Raw genomic sequence first — 16,280 nt, forward strand, 5'->3', positions numbered from 1 at the left:
GCCGCCGCTGCCGGCCTTGCCGCCGCTGGTCCTCGACATGGCGGCGCCGCTCGTCACGATGACCATCGACGGCCAGCCGCTGACGCTGCGTATCGACCCCGCCACCGCCGAGCATATCGAACTCAACGGCAGCGCGGCGCAAAGGCTCGACCTTGCCAATCCGGCGCGGCGCGTGGCGGGGCGGCCGGTCTCGCGCGGCCGCTCGCGCACCGACGTCGGCAAGGTGGCGGTGCGCGAAGTCACCGCCGAGGAAATCCTCGTCTACGAAGGCCGCGAACTGCTCCGCACCCTGGCCTGGTCGGACCGTGACCCGGTGGCGGGGGCGGATGGCCTGATCAACCCCCTGCTGCTGCCGCATGACGACGTCCGGCTGGTGCACCGCACCGCCGCGCCGGGCGATGTCACCACCCCGATGCCGCTGCGCTGGGACCAGAACCGCGGGCTGCTCGCCGCGCTGCCGACATCGCATGGCGATATCGATGTCGTGTTCGCACCGGCGGCGCCGGAAACGCTCGCCACCGCCGCCGCCGCCAGCTTGCTCGCGCAGGATTTCGGCGGGCAGCTGCGCGGGCCGGCGCGCCAGCGGCTGGTTTCGCACGGCGTCAGCCGGCCGGTGCGCGATGTCGTCTTTGCCCGGCCGGTCGATGTCGCCGGCGTCCGCTTCGGCAAGGTCGCGGCGCGGGTGTTCGACTGGAGCGGCAAGACCAGCATTCCCGATGCCGATCTCCTCGCCGGCGAAGTCGTCGTCGCCGGCCGCACCGATGCCCAGCGGCAATGGGCCAAGCTGGCGATCGGCAGTGACCATCTCGGCGCCTGTGCCGAACTGCGCTGGACGCGGACACCGCTGATGATGGATGTCGTTTGCCCCCGCCCGGCGCCCTAGTCGCCGCCTCCCTGAACGCCTAAGGGCAGGGCGATGATCGTCACGCGCTTCGCCCCGTCCCCCACCGGCCGCCTCCACGCCGGCAACATCCGCACCGCGCTGGTCAACTGGCTGCTGGCGCGCAAGGCCGGTGGCCGTTTCCTGCTGCGCCTCGATGATACCGACCTTGCCCGATCGAGCGCCGAATCGGCAGCATCGATCCGTGACGACCTCGCCTGGCTGGGGCTGGTTCCCGACGCCGAGGTGCGACAGTCCGATCGGTTCGCGCTTTATGATGCAGCGCTGGCGCGGCTGGCGGCGATGGGCCGGGCCTATCGTGCCTATGAGACTCCGGCAGAGCTCGATCTGAAGCGGCGGGTGCAGCAGCAGCGCGGCGCGCCGCCGGTCTATGACCGCGCCGCGCTGGCGCTGACCGACGCCGATCACCAGGATTATGCGGCGCGCGGCCTCGCGCCGGTGTGGCGCTTCAAGCTCGACGTCGATGCGCCGCTGCGCTGGCACGATGCCGTGCGCGGCGACTGTCACTTCGATACCGCCTCGCTGTCCGACCCGGTCGTCCGGCGCGCCGATGGCAGCTGGCTGTACATGCTGCCCTCGGTGGTCGACGATATCGACCTCGGCATCACCGATATCGTCCGCGGCGAGGACCATGTCACCAACAGTGCCATCCAGATCCAGATGTTCGAAGCGCTGGGCGCGCCAGTGCCGCGGCTGGCGCACCTCGCCCTGCTGACCGGCGCCGACGCGGCGCTGTCGAAGCGGCTGGGTTCCGAAGGCGTTGCGGCCTGGGCCGCGGCGGGGATCGAGCCGGTGGCGATCGCGGCGCTGCTGGCACGTATCGGCACGTCGCTGCCGGTCGAACCGGTGGCGGCGATCACCGACCTGTTGCCGGGGTTCGACCTTGCCAGTTTCGGACGCGCCCCGGCGCGGTTCGACCCGGCGGAACTGGCGGCGCTCAATGCCCGGACCCTGCATCTTCTGCCCTTTGGCGCGGCGCGTGACCGGCTGCCGGCGGCGATGACCGAAACCGCCTGGCTGGCGGTGCGCGGCAACGTCGCCACCATCGGCGAAGCGGCGGACTGGCAAATGGTCATCGACGGCCCGGTGGCGACAGCGCTTGACGCCGATGACCGCGACTTTTGCCGTGCCGCTGCGGACCGGCTTTCCGGGCTCGACTGGGATGGCGACATCTGGGCACGGTGGGTGACCATCCTCAAGGCCGAAAGCGGCCGCAAGGGCAGGGGCCTGTTCCAGCCGCTGCGCCAGGCGCTGACCGGGCGCGACCACGGCCCCGAAATGGCGGCGCTGCTGCCGCTGATCGGGCAGGACGAGGCGTTGCGGCGGCTGCGGGGCTGAGCCGCCGGGTCGCGGCATGTTGCCGGTCTGGCACCGGCGCTGCCGAAACGCTATATCGGCAGCAGCCCAGCCAGGAAGCCTGCATGTCGTTTCTCAATCCTCCCAAGGCCGATGTCCGGCGCCGGCGCATCCTTGTCGGCGGCGCCTCGGTGGCGCTGACGGCGATCGTGATGACGGCGTTCCTCGTCGAATCGCGGTCGGGCTATTCGAAGCCCGATCCCAAGCTGATTTTCGTGCAGAACTGGCGCGCCGACCGCACCCGTGCCGACGCCGAGGCCGACCAGCGCGCGACACGGGCCGCGCAGGAAGCCAAGATGGCGGCGTCGCGCGCCTATATCGCCACATTGAGCGGCGACGGGCGGGTGGCGGCGCAGGAACAATATGACAAATACATTACCGGTGGCGGCCCCGACAAGGATGTGCCCTATGTCGCCGCTGCGCCGGTGCCGGCCGTGGTCGAACCGCCGGTCCAGTGACCGCCGCGCCGGCAACCGCCGCCGACCAGCGCTGGATGGGCGCGGCGATCGCGCTGGCGCAGCGCGGTGTCGGGCGCACCGCCCCCAACCCCAGTGTCGGCTGCGTCATCGTTCGCGATGGGCGTGTCGTCGGGCGCGGCTGGACCCAGGCCGGCGGTCGCCCCCATGCCGAAGCCATGGCGCTGGCCATGGCGGGCGCTGCGGCGCGGGGGGCGACGGCCTATGTGACGCTGGAACCCTGCGCCCATGTCAGCGCGCGGGGGCCGGCGTGCGCCGACCTGCTGATCGCCGCTGGCGTTGCGCGCGTCGTCGCTGCGGTCGGTGATCCCGATCCCCGCACCGATGGCGCCGGCCTCGCCAGCTTGGCCGCTGCCGGCATCGCGGTGACCGCCGGCGTTCGCGCCGCGGAGGCGGAGGGACCGATGGCCGGCTTCCTCAGCCGGTTGCGGCGCGCCCGCCCGTTCATCACCTTGAAGCTCGCCGTCTCGCTCGATGGGTCGGTGGCGCTGGCGTCGGGCGAAAGCCAGTGGATCACCGGCCCCAGGGCGCGCGCCCATGCCCATCTCGAACGCGCCCGCGCCGACATGATCCTGGTCGGCCGCGGCACTTTGGGGGCCGACAACCCGCGCCTCGACGTGCGGCTGGCCGGGCTGGAGGACCGATCGCCGTTGATGGCGGTGATGAGCGCGACCGATACCGGCCGCCCCGGCATGCGCCACCTCGCCAATCCCGCCGCGCTGGCAGCGGTGGCCGATGCCGACTTCGTGCTTGCCGAAGGCGGCGCCGGGCTCGCCGCCAGCCTCGTCGCTGCCGATTTCGTCGATCGGCTGTTGCTGTACCGCGCGCCGATCCTGCTCGGTGGCCGCCCGGCGCTCAACGCCATCGGCCTGCCTGACCTCGCCAGCGCCCATGGCCGCTGGACCCCGGCGCCGACTATTGACCTGGGCGCCGACCGGCTTGAGACATATTTCCGCACAAGATAGGCGATTCCCATGTTCACCGGCATTATCACCAGTATCGGGCGCATTACCGAGGTCGACCAGCGCGGCGATTTGCGCGTCACCATCGAGACCGGCAACGATACAACCGACCTGGCCATCGGTGCATCGGTCGCCTGTTCGGGCGTTTGCCTGACAGTCGTCAAAAAGGCACCCGGCCAGTTCAGCGTCGATGTCTCGGGGGAAACCACCAGCCGCACCGCCGCCGGGCAATGGACGCCCGGCCGCCGCCTCAACCTCGAACGGGCGCTCAAGGTCGGTGACGAACTCGGCGGCCATATCGTCACCGGCCATGTCGATGCCGTCGGCCGCATCGAATCGGTCGATCCCGTCGGCGATTCGACCCGCATCGCCATCGCCGTGCCCCGGGACATCGCGCCGTTCATCGCCCCCAAGGGCTCGGTCAGCCTCGATGGCGTGTCGCTGACCGTCAACACCGTCACCGATACGGCCGATGGCGCGGTGTTCACCATCAACATCATCCCCCACACCGCGCAATGGACGACCTTCGATACGGCCAAGGCGGGCGACGAGATCAATATCGAGATCGATGTGCTGGCGCGCTATCTGGCGCGGATGAAGCAGGTCGCTTGACATTATGATGTGATCGGCAGATTGCGTTTCACATCATAATGTGAGAACGCGCATGAACACGCTTTTGCCCGCCACCCTGACCGACCGCCTCCGCGCCCTGGTCGCCGATGGCAGCGAAACCAAGTCGGGCCTGGCCCGTGCGGCCGGCCTCCACGCCAATTCGTTGCGCAACCTCGACGAGGCGGACTGGAACCCGACCGCCGACACGCTGAAAAAGCTTGAAGCCTATCTCGACGAGCGCAGCACCGGCCCGGCGCTGGCCAGTGTCGAGGAAATCATCAACGAGGCCAAGAATGGCCGTATGTTCATCCTGGTCGACGACGAGGACCGGGAGAACGAGGGCGACCTTGTCATCCCGGCGCAGATGGCGACCCCCGATGCGATCAACTTCATGGCCAAATACGGCCGTGGCCTGATCTGCCTGACTTTGGCGTCGGAACGGGTCCGCCAGCTCGGTCTGCCGCTGATGGCGCAGCACAATGGCACCCGCCACGGCACGGCCTTCACCGTGTCGATCGAGGCGCGCGACGGCATCAGCACCGGCATCTCCGCCAGCGACCGCGCCCGCACCGTCGCCGTGGCGGTCGATTCGTCGAAGGGGCCCGAACATCTCGTCTCGCCCGGCCATGTCTTCCCGCTGGTCGCACGCGACGGCGGCGTGCTGGTGCGCGCCGGCCATACCGAGGCCGCGGTCGATGTCGCGCGCCTTGCCGGGCTCAACCCGTCGGGCGTCATCTGCGAGATCATGAACGACGACGGCGAAATGGCGCGCCTGCCGGACATGATCGTCTTTGCCCGCAAGCACGGCCTCAAGATCGGCACCATCCAGGACCTTATCGCCTATCGGCATGCCCATGACCGGCTGGTCAAGCTGATCGCCGAAACCGAGATCGACAGCTGGCACGGCGGCCGCTGGGTTGCCAAGACCTATGCCAACACCGCCGAATATGGCGAGCATATCGTCCTGCAGAAGGGCCGCGTCGAACCGGGCAAGCCGACCCTTGTCCGGGTCCATACCCAGTCGATGTTCACCGACCTGTTCATGGAGGCCAATGACCGCGCCGGGCAGCTGGGCCGCGCCATGGACGTGATCGGCGCCGAAGGTGCCGGCATCATCGTCATCATCCGCGACAGCACGCCGACGGCGGTTTCCACGCAGATGCGCGCCAAGGGCGAAGGCCAGCCGTTCCAGCTGCGCGACTATGGCATCGGCGCGCAGATCCTCAGCGATCTCGGCGTGTCGGACATGGTGCTGCTGACCAATTCGCATCGCAACATCGTCGGCATCCAGGGCTATGGGCTGCATGTCGTCGCCGAACGGGCGATTCCCCCGCATCCCATGGCGCCGGCGGACTGATCCGCGCCAAGTCGCATCCTTCTTGCAAAGGCACCTCCATGACCAAGATCCTGATCGTCGAAGCGCGCTTCTATGATGCCATTGCCGATACGGCGCTTGCCGGTGCCACCGCCGCGCTCGAGGCCGGCGGCGCCAGCTGGGACGTGCTGACCGTCCCCGGCGCGCTCGAGATTCCGGCCGCGATCGCCTTTGCCGATTCGGCCGGCGATTATGATGGCTATGTGGCGCTCGGTTGCGTCATTCGCGGGGAGACCTACCATTTCGAGGTTGTCGCCGGCGAAAGCGCCCGTGCCCTGATGGCGCTGACTCTCGACGGCCTGGCGATCGGCAACGGCATCCTGACCGTCGAAAACGAATCACAGGCCTGGGCGCGCGCCCGCGCCGGTGAGAAGGACAAGGGCGGGGAGGCGGCGAAAGCGGCCCTCGCGATGGTCGCGATAAAGGCACGATTCGCCTGAGCCGTCACGAATGACGGCCGGAAAATAGCAAATGGTCGTTACTTTGCCATGACAATCTGGATGACAGTCTAAATCGCCAAATTCCCTTCCTTCCGGGGTGGAAACGGTCTTGCCCTGCTATCCGAATGGTGTATTCGAGCCGCGGGGCAAACGGGCGTTTTCGCCATCGGGGGACTATCAAATGATATTGCGCGACAGGATCGAACGCGGCCTCAGGGCATCGTTAATGCTGGGTTCATCGGCGATTGTGCTGCAGGCGCTGGGCGCGCCGCTGCCGCTGACCAAGGAAACCGCGATCGGTTCCGCCATTGGCGCCGGGGCCGCCCATGCCCAGGGGTTCCAGATCGACTATCCGCAGGCATCCCAGTCGATCTCGACATCGCTCGCCAATAATTCGACGTCGATCGCCCAGGTTTCGACGGCGTTGAGCAACACGACCACCTCGACCAGCCAGATCGCGTCATCGCTTTCGGCAACAAGCAGCACGACCACGGCCGTGTCCAACCGAACGAACCTTGTTTCGAACCTTGTTTCGAGCGTCCAGGTCAGCACAGCCAGTTCGATAACCGAACTCAACAGCGCGCTCAGCAACACGAACACGTCGCTGACCAGCGTGACCACCAGCCTGCAGACGACGGCGTCGACCGGTCTGCTCGTCTCCGGCTCGCTCATCAACGTGTCGGCGTCGCTGGTCGCCGCCCAGCTTTCGATCGCCAACAACTCGACATCGGTGCTCGCCAACTCGACGTCGCTGGTCAATGTCTCGACCTCGCTCAGCAACGTCTCGACGTCGCTCAGCAACGTTTCGACCTCGCTCAGCAACGCCTCGGTGTCGGTCAGCGGCCTCGCGTCGGCGCTTTCGACGACGACCTCGACCGGTTTGCTGGTCTCGAGCTCGCTCAACACCGTCTCGACGTCGCTCAGCAACACGCAGACCTCGGTTGCGAACAACTCGACGTCGCTCAGCAACGTTTCGACGTCGCTCAGCAATGTCTCGACGTCATTGAGCAACGTCTCGACCTCGGTCAGCAACCTGTCGTCGTCGCTCAGCGGCGTGTCGGGCTCGCTGCTCTCGGTCTCGAGCTCGGTGTTCAGCATCTCGCAGTCGCTGGCGTCGATCTCGACGTCGGTCAGCAACCTGTCCGCTTCGCTGTCGGTGACCAACACCAGCGTGTCCAACACGCAGACCTCGGTCAGCCAGCTGTCGAGTTCGCTGTCGCAGACCAGCGCCACGGTCAGCACCGTGTCGACGTCGCTGGTCAACACCCAGACCAGCCTTGCCAATGTCTCGTCCTCGACGGTGGCCAATGCGACCAACATCGGCAATCTGCAGGCCGGCACCGACGGTCCCTTCCGCCAGAACAACAACTCGGGCCTGGCGGCGCCCTCGGCGAGCGGCACCAACGCCATCGCCGGCGGCTTCGGTTCCAGTGCCTCGGGTGCCAACGCCATCGGCATCGGCGCGGGCTCGTCCGCCAGCGGCCTTGAATCGGTGGCCATCGGGACCAACGCCGTAGCCACCGGCGGCAAGGCTGTTTCGATCGGGTCGCGCAACGTCGCCACCGGCAACGGTGCCGTCGCGATCGGTGATCCCAACATCGCCACCGGCACGGGTGCCGTGGCCGTCGGCAACAACAACCAGGCCATCGGCCAGGGTGCGGTCGCTCTCGGCAACGCCTCACTGGCAACGGGTGCGTCGGCAGTCGCCATCGGCGACACGGCCATCGCTGCGGTCGATGGCGCGATTGCGGTCGGCTTCAACACCACGGCCTCGGGCGTCAACGGCACGGCGATCGGTTCGCTCGCCAAGGCGACCGGCAACAACTCGGTTGCCGTCGGCGCCAACTCGTCGGATGGCGGCATCGCGAACGTCTTTGCAGTCGGCGGCACTGCCGCCGGTCAGCAGCGCCGTGTCGTCAATGTCGCCGCCGGGACCGTCTCGGCAACCAGCACCGATGCGGTCAACGGCGCGCAGCTGTCGGCCCTGTCGTCGTCGGTCGATACCCGCTTCGCCCAGATCGGCTTCTCCGGTCCCTACACCACCAACAACATCTCGTTGGGGATCGGCGCATCGGCCGGCGTCAATGCAACCGCTTATGGTGTCCAGTCGGCAGCGCCGGGTGCAGGCGGCGTCGCCGTCGGCTACCAGTCGAATGCCACCGGGATCAACGGCGTCGCCCTTGGCAACGGCGCGGTCGTCCAGTCCGGTGCCACCGGCGGCGTCGCCATCGGTGCCGGCTCGGTCGCCAGCGCGCCAAACACGGTCTCGTTCGGCAACCCCGGCAACGAACGCCGCCTCACCAATGTCGCGCCCGGCGTCAACCCGACCGACGCGGTCAACCTCAGCCAGTTGGGCACGATGTTCAACACGGCGCAGGACGACATCAAGCGCGCCAACGGCGGTGTCGCCATGGCCCTGGGTGCCGCATCGGTGCAGCTGCCGCTCGAAGTCGGTGAAATGGGCGTGGTCGGCAGCGCCGGTCTCTTCCGCGGCGATACGGCCTTCAACTTCAAATATCAGATGCGCCCGACCGAAGACATCGTCTTCGGTCTCGGGGTCGGCGTGACCACCCATGGTGGCAATGTCGGTGCCTCGGCCGGCGTCGGCTACAAGTGGCGCTGATCGTGCGCCACGCATGACCGGGCATCGGCCCGCCCCTTGTCAGGGGCGGGCCGATTGCTTAGCAGCCGGGCCGGGGCGTGTGCCGGTCGATCTGCGCTCATTGGTGAGGACCCTCAGTGCCCAGGCTGAAGATTGGCATCACGGTGTCGCGCGGAACCGAGGCGGTCGACCAGATCATCTGGTCCTCGGGGCTCAACCAGAACATCATCTATCTCGTCATGCTGTTGCAGCGTCTGCCCGAGGTCGCCCAGGTCGTCCTCGTCGATTGCAGCGACAACTCCACGCCGCACCCGCTTGCCGAATGGTGCGGCATCGTCTCGGTGACCCAGCAGGTCGCCGGCGCCGAACTCGACATCATCATCGAACTCGGCTCGCGTGCCGAGGACAATTGCATGCGCGCCTTTCGCGATCGCGGCGGCCGGGTCGTCTCCTACATGGCCGGCAATGCCCTTGTGATGAACTTCGAATGCGTCGCTTCAAAGGTGGCGCATGGCGAAACCATCTCCGCCTCCGGCTATGATGCGGTGTGGATCACGCCGCAACACTGGCACATGAACCGCGCCTGGTGCGTTATCACCCGCACGCCGGCAACCGAACTGGTGCCGCACATCTGGGAACCCGTCTGCCTCGAAGCCGCGGTGCGCGCCGCCAAGGTGCGCTATTTCTGGCAGGACCAGGACCGGTCGAAAGGCTATCGCGTCGCGACGTTCGAACCCAATATCAATGTGGTGAAGACCTTCCACGTCCCCTTGCTGGCGTGCGAGGAAGCCTATCGCGCCGCACCCCATCTCATCGATCGCGTGCTGCTGTTCAACACGCAGCATCTCATCGGCTATCCGCATTTCGATGATTTTGTCGGCGCCACCACGCTCGCCAAGGCCGGCCGGGTGTTTGCCGAGGGCCGCCACATGACCAGCAGCGTGCTGGGCACCCATGTCGATGCGGTGATCGAGCACCAGTGGGAAAACAACCTCAACTATCTCTACTGGGACGTGCTCTATTCGGGCCATCCGTTCATCCACAATTCGACCGAGATCGAAGGCGCCGGCTATTTCTACGCGCCCTTCGACAGCCAGGACGGCGGCCGCGTCGTCGTTGATGCCCTGTCGCGCCACGCCGGCCGCGCCAAACAGGCGCGCAGTGACGCCGTCGATTATCTGTGGCGCTACCGGGTCGACAATCCGGCGGTCCAGGCGCGCCACAGCGAACTGATCGAAAAGGTGATGGGATGACCGGCCGGTGATGATGGGAGGTCCGCTCAAGCGCTGGTTCTGGCGGCGCCTCGTCGGCGGTACCGCAGCGGTGGCGCTGGCGGTGAGCGGCACGATGCTGGCCGCGAGCGGCGGGGCTTTGGCGCAATCCGGCGGCGTCGGCGGCGCGTTTCGCACCCCGCCCGGGCCGCTGGCGCGCCTCAACGCTGCCCTGAAGCAGATCAATCTCAACACCTGCGCGCCCATCGTCTCGCAGGCGGCGGCGTTCCTGTTCGATCGCGGCGATGTCCAGTTCGTCGTCCAGCCGCTCGGCCCCGATGCCAACCGCTGGCCCACGGTGGTGACATCCGAAGGCGCCAATGGCGACAAGCCGCAAACCCGGTTGACGACGCTCATCGTCGCCCCGGCGGGCTCCTGCTCCGGGCTGTACCAGCAGGTCATCTACTGGCCCGAACCCTGTGCCGCGGTGAAGACGCGGATCTTCGCCGACTTCAAGAACGAACGCCCGTTCCTGCGCAATGTGCGGGTCAGCGAGGCCAATCCGGGCCTGCAACTCTACATGATGCCCGCCGGGGCCGGCGGCTGCGTGTCGGTGAAAAAGGAATTGATCGGGTGAAGCCGCGCATCCGCCGCACGCGCGGCTATACGATCGGCATCACCATCTTCGTCGGCGCCGATGGCAAGCTCGGGCTGTGGGAAAACGGCCTGCGCCAGAATGTCATTTTCCTCTACGAAATATTCAAGGCGGCGCCCAATTGCGCGCGCGTCGTGCTGCTCAACCATGGCGATGGCGAGCCGACCGAGATGCTCGAAGGCCTTGACCTGCCGCTCACCGACATCGTTCGCACCCCGACGATGATCGACACGCTCGATTATGTCATCGCCATCGGCGCGGCGATCGACGCGCCGACAATGACGATCCTGCGCGAAAATGGCACCAAGCTGATCTCCTATCGCGGCGGCAATGGCGCCGTCATCTCGATGGAAGCGATGATCGCCAATCCGCGGCGCCCCGATGCCGAACGCTATTTCGACATCGGCCTGTTCGATGCGGTGTGGATGACGCCGCAGCATCTCCACACCTATCGGCCGTGGATCCAGACGCTGTATCGCGTTCCGGTGTCGGAAGTGCCGCAGATCTGGGCGCCGACCTTCCTCGAAACACGGCCGGTGGTGAAGGAAGGGCTGTTCGGCTATCGCCCCGGCCGCGACAAATGGCGGGTCGGCATGATGGACCCCAATATCACCGTGATGAAGACCAGCCATGTCGGCATGCTGGTCGCCGAAGCGGCGTGGCGCGAGCGGCGCGATGCCTTTCAGGCCATCTATGTGTCGAACGCGCTGCCGCATATCGACAACAGCCATTTCAACAGCTTCGCGTCGTCATTGCAGTCGGTCAAGGCCGGGATCATGACGGTCGAGCCGCGCTTCGTCAGCGCCGATTTCCTCGCCCATCATTGCGACGCGGTCGTCACCCACCATTGGGAAAACGGCCTCAACTATGTCTATTACGATGTCCTTCACGGCGGCTATCCGCTCATCCACAATTCCGAATTCCTGAAGGACTATGGCTATTACTACCCGGACTTCGCCCCCGATATCGGCGGCAAGGTGCTGCTGGAAGCCTTCGACCGCCACGACAAGGAACTTCCCGCCTACCAGGCCAGGTGCCGGGAACTGATCGCGCGCCTGTCGCCGACCAACCCCGACAATATCGCCCTGCACGAACGGTTGCTGACCGCCCCCATCGTCAGGCTCTGACGCCGGGCCATGCCGCGCTTTCACCTTGCCGACTTCCTGCCCTACCAGCTTTCGGTCGCCTCCAATGCCGTGTCGCGCGCCGTCGCCACCGGCACCGGGTATGAAGCGCGCTTCGGGCTGACGGCGGCCGAATGGCGGGTGCTCGCCGCCGTCACCGCCGCCGGCAACCCGGCCCAGGCCGAACTGCTGGCCGCGACGGGCATGGACAAGATGACGATCAGCCGCGCCGTCGCCGGGCTGACCAGTCGGCGCCTGCTCGACCGCGCCAGGGACACGGCCGACCGGCGGACGCTGCGCCTCAGCCCGACGGCGGAGGGCCGGCGGATCCACGCCATCGTCGCCCCCCAGGCGCTCGAGGTGGAAGCGCGGCTGCTCGCGGCGCTGTCCGCCGACGAGGCGGCGGTCTTGCGCGCCGCCCTCGCCAAGCTGCGGTCGGCTTGCGACGGACCGTAACATCTGTTACGTTATCGGCTCTTTCCGGGGAGTGATTGACCATGGCGACCGCGCCGATGCCGAATGATCTTGGCCTTGATGGCTTCGAATTCGTGGAGTTCACCAGCCCCGATCCGGACGCACTCGCCGCGCTGTTCGTCGCCATGGGTTTCACCCATGTCGGCACCCACCGGTCGAAGAATGTCCGCCGCTATGCGCAGGGCGCGATCAATTTCCTCCTCAACATGGAAACACAGGGCCAGGCCGCCGAATTCCGCAACAGCCACGGGCCGTCGGCCAACGCCATGGCCTTCCGTGTCGAAGACGCCAGCGCCGCGTTTGCCGAAGCCGTCAAGCGCGGCGCGACGCCGGTCCATGGCCCGGTCGGGCCGATGGAACTCAACATTCCCGCCATCGAAGGCATCGGCGGGTCGAACCTCTACCTTGTCGACAAGGCCGGGGAACATGAAATCTACGACATCGATTTTCGCCCCGTCCCCGGCGCGACGCCGGATGACAACAGCGTCGGCCTCCACACGCTCGATCACCTCACCCACAACGTCAATCGCGGGCGGATGGCGCATTGGGCCGAATTCTACGAGCGCATCTTCAACTTCCGCGAAATCCGCTATTTCGACATCGAAGGCCAGTCGACCGGCCTGTTCTCCAAGGCGATGACGGCGCCGGATGACAAGATCCGCATCCCGCTCAACGAAAGCCAGGACGAACACAGCCAGATCGAGGAATTCCTGCGCGCCTACAAGGGCGAAGGCATCCAGCATATCGCGCTCGCCACCGACGACATCTTCGCCACCGTCGACGCCCTGCGCGCCCGCGGCGTGCGCTTCCAGGACACGATCGAAACCTATTTCGACCTGATCGACCAGCGCCTTCCCGGCCATGGCCATGACGTCGCCGAAATGCGCAAGCGCCGCATCCTCATCGACGGCGCACCCGAAACCGGAGGCGGCATCCTGCTGCAGATCTTCACCGAGAACATGGTCGGCCCGATCTTTTTCGAAATCATCCAGCGCAAGGGCAACGACGGCTTCGGCGAGGGCAATTTCAAGGCCCTGTTCGAATCGCTCGAACTCGATCAGCTCCGCCGCGGCGTGATCCCGGCCAGGGCATGAGCGCGGGCCTGCCAGCACGGGCGAGCGCCGCCTCATGCTGACCGGATTCGGCAACCATTTCAGCACCGAAGCCGTCCCCGGCGCGCTGCCGATCGGCCGCAATTCGCCGCAGCGGCCGCCATTCGGCCTTTATGCCGAGCAGCTGTCCGGCACCGCCTTCACCATGGCGCGCGCCGAAAACCGCCGCGCCTGGCTCTACCGCCTGCGCCCGTCGGCGCTGCACGGCGCCTTTACCCCGCTTCCCGAACCCGTCGGCCACAGCGCGCGTCCGCCCGGTCCCAACCGCCTGCGCTGGGATCCGCGCCCGCTGCCCGAAACGCCGACGACCTTCCTCGCCTCGATCGTGCCGATGCTGTCCAACGGCGACCCGGCGGCGCTGACCGGCGTCAGCCTGGCGACCTATGCCGCCACCCGGGACATGGGCAACCAGGCGTATTTCAGCGCCGACGGCGAAATCCTGGTCATCCCCCGGCAGGGCCGGCTCCGGATCGACACCGAAATGGGCCAAATGGCGGTCGAACCGCTCGAAATCGCGCTGATTCCGCGCGGGCTGCGCTTTCGCGTCATACTGCCCGATGGCAGCGCCAGCGGCTATCTCGCCGAAAACCACGGCGCGCCGTTCCGCCTCCCCGATCTCGGCCCCATCGGGTCGAACGGCCTCGCCAACCCGCGCGATTTCGCAAGCCCCGCTGCCTGGTTCGAAGATCGTGACGAACCCTTCGAGCTCGTCCAGAAATTCGGCGGCCGGCTGTGGACGACGACGCTGGCGCATTCGCCCTTCGATGTCGTCGCCTGGCACGGCAATCTGGCGCCGGTGAAATACGACCTGCGCCGCTTCAACACCATCGGCACTGTCAGCCACGATCATCCCGATCCGTCGATCTTCACCGTGCTGACCAGCCCCAGCGACATGCCCGGCCGCGCCAATGCCGATTTCGTCATCTTCCCGCCGCGCTGGATGGTCGCGGAGGACACGTTCCGCCCGCCCTGGTTCCACCGCAACATCATGTCGGAAGCCATGGGGCTGATCACCGGCGCCTATGATGCCAAGGCCGGTGGCTTCGCCCCCGGCGGCCTGTCGCTCCACAACATGATGAACGCCCATGGCCCCGATGCGGCCAGCTGGCGCGCCGCCACCGACGCCGTGCTGGCACCGCACAAGATCGACGGCACCATGGCCTTCATGCTCGAAAGCTGCTGGCCCTATCGTGTCACCGATGGCGCCATGGCCCTGGCACAGCCCGATTATGACGCAGCGTGGAGCGGGTTTCCGAAAGCGGTGGTCTGAAAGGGCCTCCGGCGGGCAGGGGCTGGCCCCTGCACCCGTTCCAAAGGCCCTTCAGTCCTCAGGCGTCCTTGCCGCCCGGCGTGTGGATGCCCGGCAGCGGCGGCACGCCCTGCGGCGGGATGTTGGGATCGAGCTCGTTGACCTCGTCCAGCCCCATCGCGACGTTCGAACGGCTGCGGCCATAGAGGAAATAGAACACCAGCCCGATCGCCGCCCAGCCGAAGAACACCGCCTGCGCCACCCATGACAGGAAGCCGAACAGCAGCAGGCAGCCGGCGGCCGCCAGCGGCGCGACCAGCCATACCGCGGGGGTGCGGAAGCTGCGCTTGCGATCCGGGTTCGACCGGCGCAGCGCCATGATGGCGAGCGCGACGAAGAAGAAGGCGCACAGCGTCCCGCCGTTGGAAACCGACGCCAGCTGGCCGACCGGGAAGAACGCCGCAGCGACGGTCACGGCAGCACCGGTGACCATGGTGACGATATGCGGCGTCTTGAACTTCGGGTGGATCTTCGAAAGGCCCTTGGGCAGCAGGCCGTCGCGCGACATGACGAAGAACACCCGGGTCTGGGCGAACATCATCATCAGCACGACCGAAGGCAGGGCAAAACCGGCGGCAAGCCCGAGGACGTTGCCGATGCCCGGATAGCCGATTTCGCGCAGCACATGCGCCAGTGCCTCGTTCGAACAGACAACCGGCTTGGCGCCTTCCGCCGCCGCGCACAGCGCCGCCATTTCGGGCGATCCGGGGAAGGGGGCAGTGCCGGTCACGGCATCGATCATCGGCTGCGCGCCATAGCTGCCGATGACACCGACGCCGACCAGCAGATAGAAGGCGGTGCAGATCACCAGGCTGGCGATCAGGCCGATCGGGATGTTGCGCTGCGGGTCCTTGGTTTCCTCCGCCGCCGTCGACACCGCGTCGAAGCCGACAAAGGCGAAGAAGATGATCGACGCCGCCGCGACGGCGCTGCCGGCGCCCAGCGGCATGAATGGCACGAAATTGTCGGACTGCGCCGCCGGCACCGCAAGCACGACGAACGCCGTCAGCGCGAGCACCTTGACGACCACCAGCACCGCATTGACCGTGGCGCTTTCCTTGGTGCCGACGACCAGCAACGCCGTCACCGCCACGGCGATCAGCACCGCCGGAAGGTTGATGAGGCCGCCTGCATATGGCCCGTTGACCAGCGCCTGGGGCAGCTCGATCCCGGCAAAATTCTGCAGCACGCCGACGGCATAGCCCGACCAGCCGACCGCGACCGCGCTCGCGGCGACCGCATATTCCAGCACCAGTGCCCAGCCGACGACCCAGGCGAGGATCTCGCCGAAGGTCGCATAGCTATAGGTATAGGCCGATCCCGAAACCGGGACCATCGAGGCAAGTTCGGCATAGCAGAGCGCGGCAAGGCCGCAGACGACGGCCGCGAGCACGAAGCTGATCAGCATGGCCGGGCCGGCGACCTGCGCCGCCTCGGCGGTCAGCACGAAAATGCCGGTCCCGATGATGCCGCCGATGCCCAGCATCGTCAGCTGAAACGCACCAAGAGAACGTGTGAGAGCCTTTTTTTCCGCCGTCGCCAGAATAGAATCGAGCGATTTGATACGCCAGTTCGCCAAGAATTTTCCCCTCCAATTGGCGCGCGCCAGCCCCGGGCCAGCGGCTGCCTATCGATGGCGGGCATAGGTGCAGGACTTGTGCCGATGGTCAA

Annotated in this window: 16 protein-coding genes; 14 read left to right on the forward strand and 2 right to left on the reverse strand. The window is 66.9% G+C overall.

Annotated elements, in window-relative coordinates:
- The first annotated feature begins 16 nt into the window (after window positions 1-16).
- The 7 genes from GGQ62_RS11955 to ribH all read left to right on the forward strand — a co-directional run bounded on the left by GGQ62_RS11955 (window position 17) and on the right by ribH (window position 6,122).
- Complete coding sequence (locus tag GGQ62_RS11955; protein WP_152577123.1) at window positions 17-883, forward strand: hypothetical protein; 867 nt, start codon at window positions 17-19, stop codon at window positions 881-883.
- Between the two features lie 33 nt (window positions 884-916).
- Window positions 917-2,239: a glutamate--tRNA ligase gene (locus GGQ62_RS11960; RefSeq protein WP_152577122.1), complete on the forward strand. Its 1,323-nt coding sequence runs from the start codon at window positions 917-919 to the stop codon at window positions 2,237-2,239.
- Between the two features lie 83 nt (window positions 2,240-2,322).
- Window positions 2,323-2,715: a hypothetical protein gene (locus GGQ62_RS11965; RefSeq protein WP_152577121.1), complete on the forward strand. Its 393-nt coding sequence runs from the start codon at window positions 2,323-2,325 to the stop codon at window positions 2,713-2,715.
- A 35-nt stretch (window positions 2,716-2,750) separates the two neighbouring features.
- A complete protein-coding gene (gene ribD / locus GGQ62_RS11970) occupies window positions 2,751-3,698 on the forward strand; it encodes a bifunctional diaminohydroxyphosphoribosylaminopyrimidine deaminase/5-amino-6-(5-phosphoribosylamino)uracil reductase RibD (protein WP_152577692.1) in 948 nt (315 codons plus the stop codon).
- A 9-nt stretch (window positions 3,699-3,707) separates the two neighbouring features.
- Window positions 3,708-4,307, forward strand: coding sequence for a riboflavin synthase (locus GGQ62_RS11975; RefSeq protein WP_152577120.1), 600 nt, complete (start codon window positions 3,708-3,710; stop codon window positions 4,305-4,307).
- Between the two features lie 64 nt (window positions 4,308-4,371).
- Window positions 4,372-5,664 carry a 3,4-dihydroxy-2-butanone-4-phosphate synthase gene (gene ribB / locus GGQ62_RS11980; RefSeq protein ID WP_152577691.1) on the forward strand — a complete coding sequence of 431 codons (1,293 nt, stop codon included), beginning with the start codon at window positions 4,372-4,374 and terminating at the stop codon, window positions 5,662-5,664.
- Window positions 5,665-5,702: 38 nt separating this feature from the next.
- Window positions 5,703-6,122, forward strand: coding sequence for a 6,7-dimethyl-8-ribityllumazine synthase (gene ribH, locus GGQ62_RS11985; RefSeq protein ID WP_152577119.1), 420 nt, complete (start codon window positions 5,703-5,705; stop codon window positions 6,120-6,122).
- A gap of 348 nt (window positions 6,123-6,470) precedes the next feature.
- Here ribH and GGQ62_RS11990 read toward each other — a convergent pair whose 3' ends face one another.
- On the reverse strand, window positions 6,471-7,385 hold the full coding sequence (locus tag GGQ62_RS11990; RefSeq protein ID WP_167649601.1) for a hypothetical protein: 915 nt from the start codon (window positions 7,383-7,385) through the stop codon (window positions 6,471-6,473).
- Between GGQ62_RS11990 and GGQ62_RS11995 the strand changes: the two genes are divergently transcribed.
- The 7 genes from GGQ62_RS11995 (at window position 7,366) to hmgA (ending at window position 14,570) form a co-directional block, all read left to right on the forward strand.
- Window positions 7,366-8,745 carry a YadA family autotransporter adhesin gene (locus tag GGQ62_RS11995; RefSeq protein WP_167649602.1) on the forward strand — a complete coding sequence of 460 codons (1,380 nt, stop codon included), beginning with the start codon at window positions 7,366-7,368 and terminating at the stop codon, window positions 8,743-8,745. The genes GGQ62_RS11990 and GGQ62_RS11995 overlap by 20 nt on opposite strands.
- Window positions 8,746-8,888: 143 nt before the next feature.
- On the forward strand, window positions 8,889-9,977 hold the full coding sequence (locus tag GGQ62_RS12000; RefSeq protein WP_167649604.1) for a DUF2827 family protein: 1,089 nt from the start codon (window positions 8,889-8,891) through the stop codon (window positions 9,975-9,977).
- Between the two features lie 10 nt (window positions 9,978-9,987).
- Complete coding sequence (locus GGQ62_RS12005; RefSeq protein WP_167649605.1) at window positions 9,988-10,572, forward strand: hypothetical protein; 585 nt, start codon at window positions 9,988-9,990, stop codon at window positions 10,570-10,572.
- Window positions 10,569-11,717, forward strand: coding sequence for a DUF2827 family protein (locus GGQ62_RS12010; RefSeq protein ID WP_167649606.1), 1,149 nt, complete (start codon window positions 10,569-10,571; stop codon window positions 11,715-11,717). The genes GGQ62_RS12005 and GGQ62_RS12010 overlap by 4 nt, the downstream gene beginning before the upstream one ends.
- 9 nt (window positions 11,718-11,726) lie before the next feature.
- The gene (locus GGQ62_RS12015; RefSeq protein ID WP_152577115.1) at window positions 11,727-12,170 is read left to right on the forward strand and encodes a MarR family winged helix-turn-helix transcriptional regulator; all 444 of its coding nucleotides are present in this window, start codon (window positions 11,727-11,729) and stop codon (window positions 12,168-12,170) included.
- Window positions 12,171-12,226: 56 nt separating this feature from the next.
- A complete protein-coding gene (gene hppD / locus GGQ62_RS12020; RefSeq protein ID WP_243446065.1) occupies window positions 12,227-13,282 on the forward strand; it encodes a 4-hydroxyphenylpyruvate dioxygenase in 1,056 nt (351 codons plus the stop codon).
- A 34-nt stretch (window positions 13,283-13,316) separates the two neighbouring features.
- On the forward strand, window positions 13,317-14,570 hold the full coding sequence (hmgA, locus tag GGQ62_RS12025; RefSeq protein WP_152577113.1) for a homogentisate 1,2-dioxygenase: 1,254 nt from the start codon (window positions 13,317-13,319) through the stop codon (window positions 14,568-14,570).
- A gap of 58 nt (window positions 14,571-14,628) precedes the next feature.
- On the opposite strand, the gene GGQ62_RS12030 is transcribed toward hmgA, so the two are convergent.
- Entirely contained in the window at window positions 14,629-16,188 is a 1,560-nt protein-coding gene (locus GGQ62_RS12030) for an amino acid permease (protein WP_152577112.1), read from the reverse strand.
- Window positions 16,189-16,280 lie beyond the last annotated feature (92 nt).

The sequence above is a fragment of the Polymorphobacter fuscus genome (assembly GCF_011927825.1).
GTDB classification, from domain to species: domain Bacteria; phylum Pseudomonadota; class Alphaproteobacteria; order Sphingomonadales; family Sphingomonadaceae; genus Sandarakinorhabdus; species Sandarakinorhabdus fusca.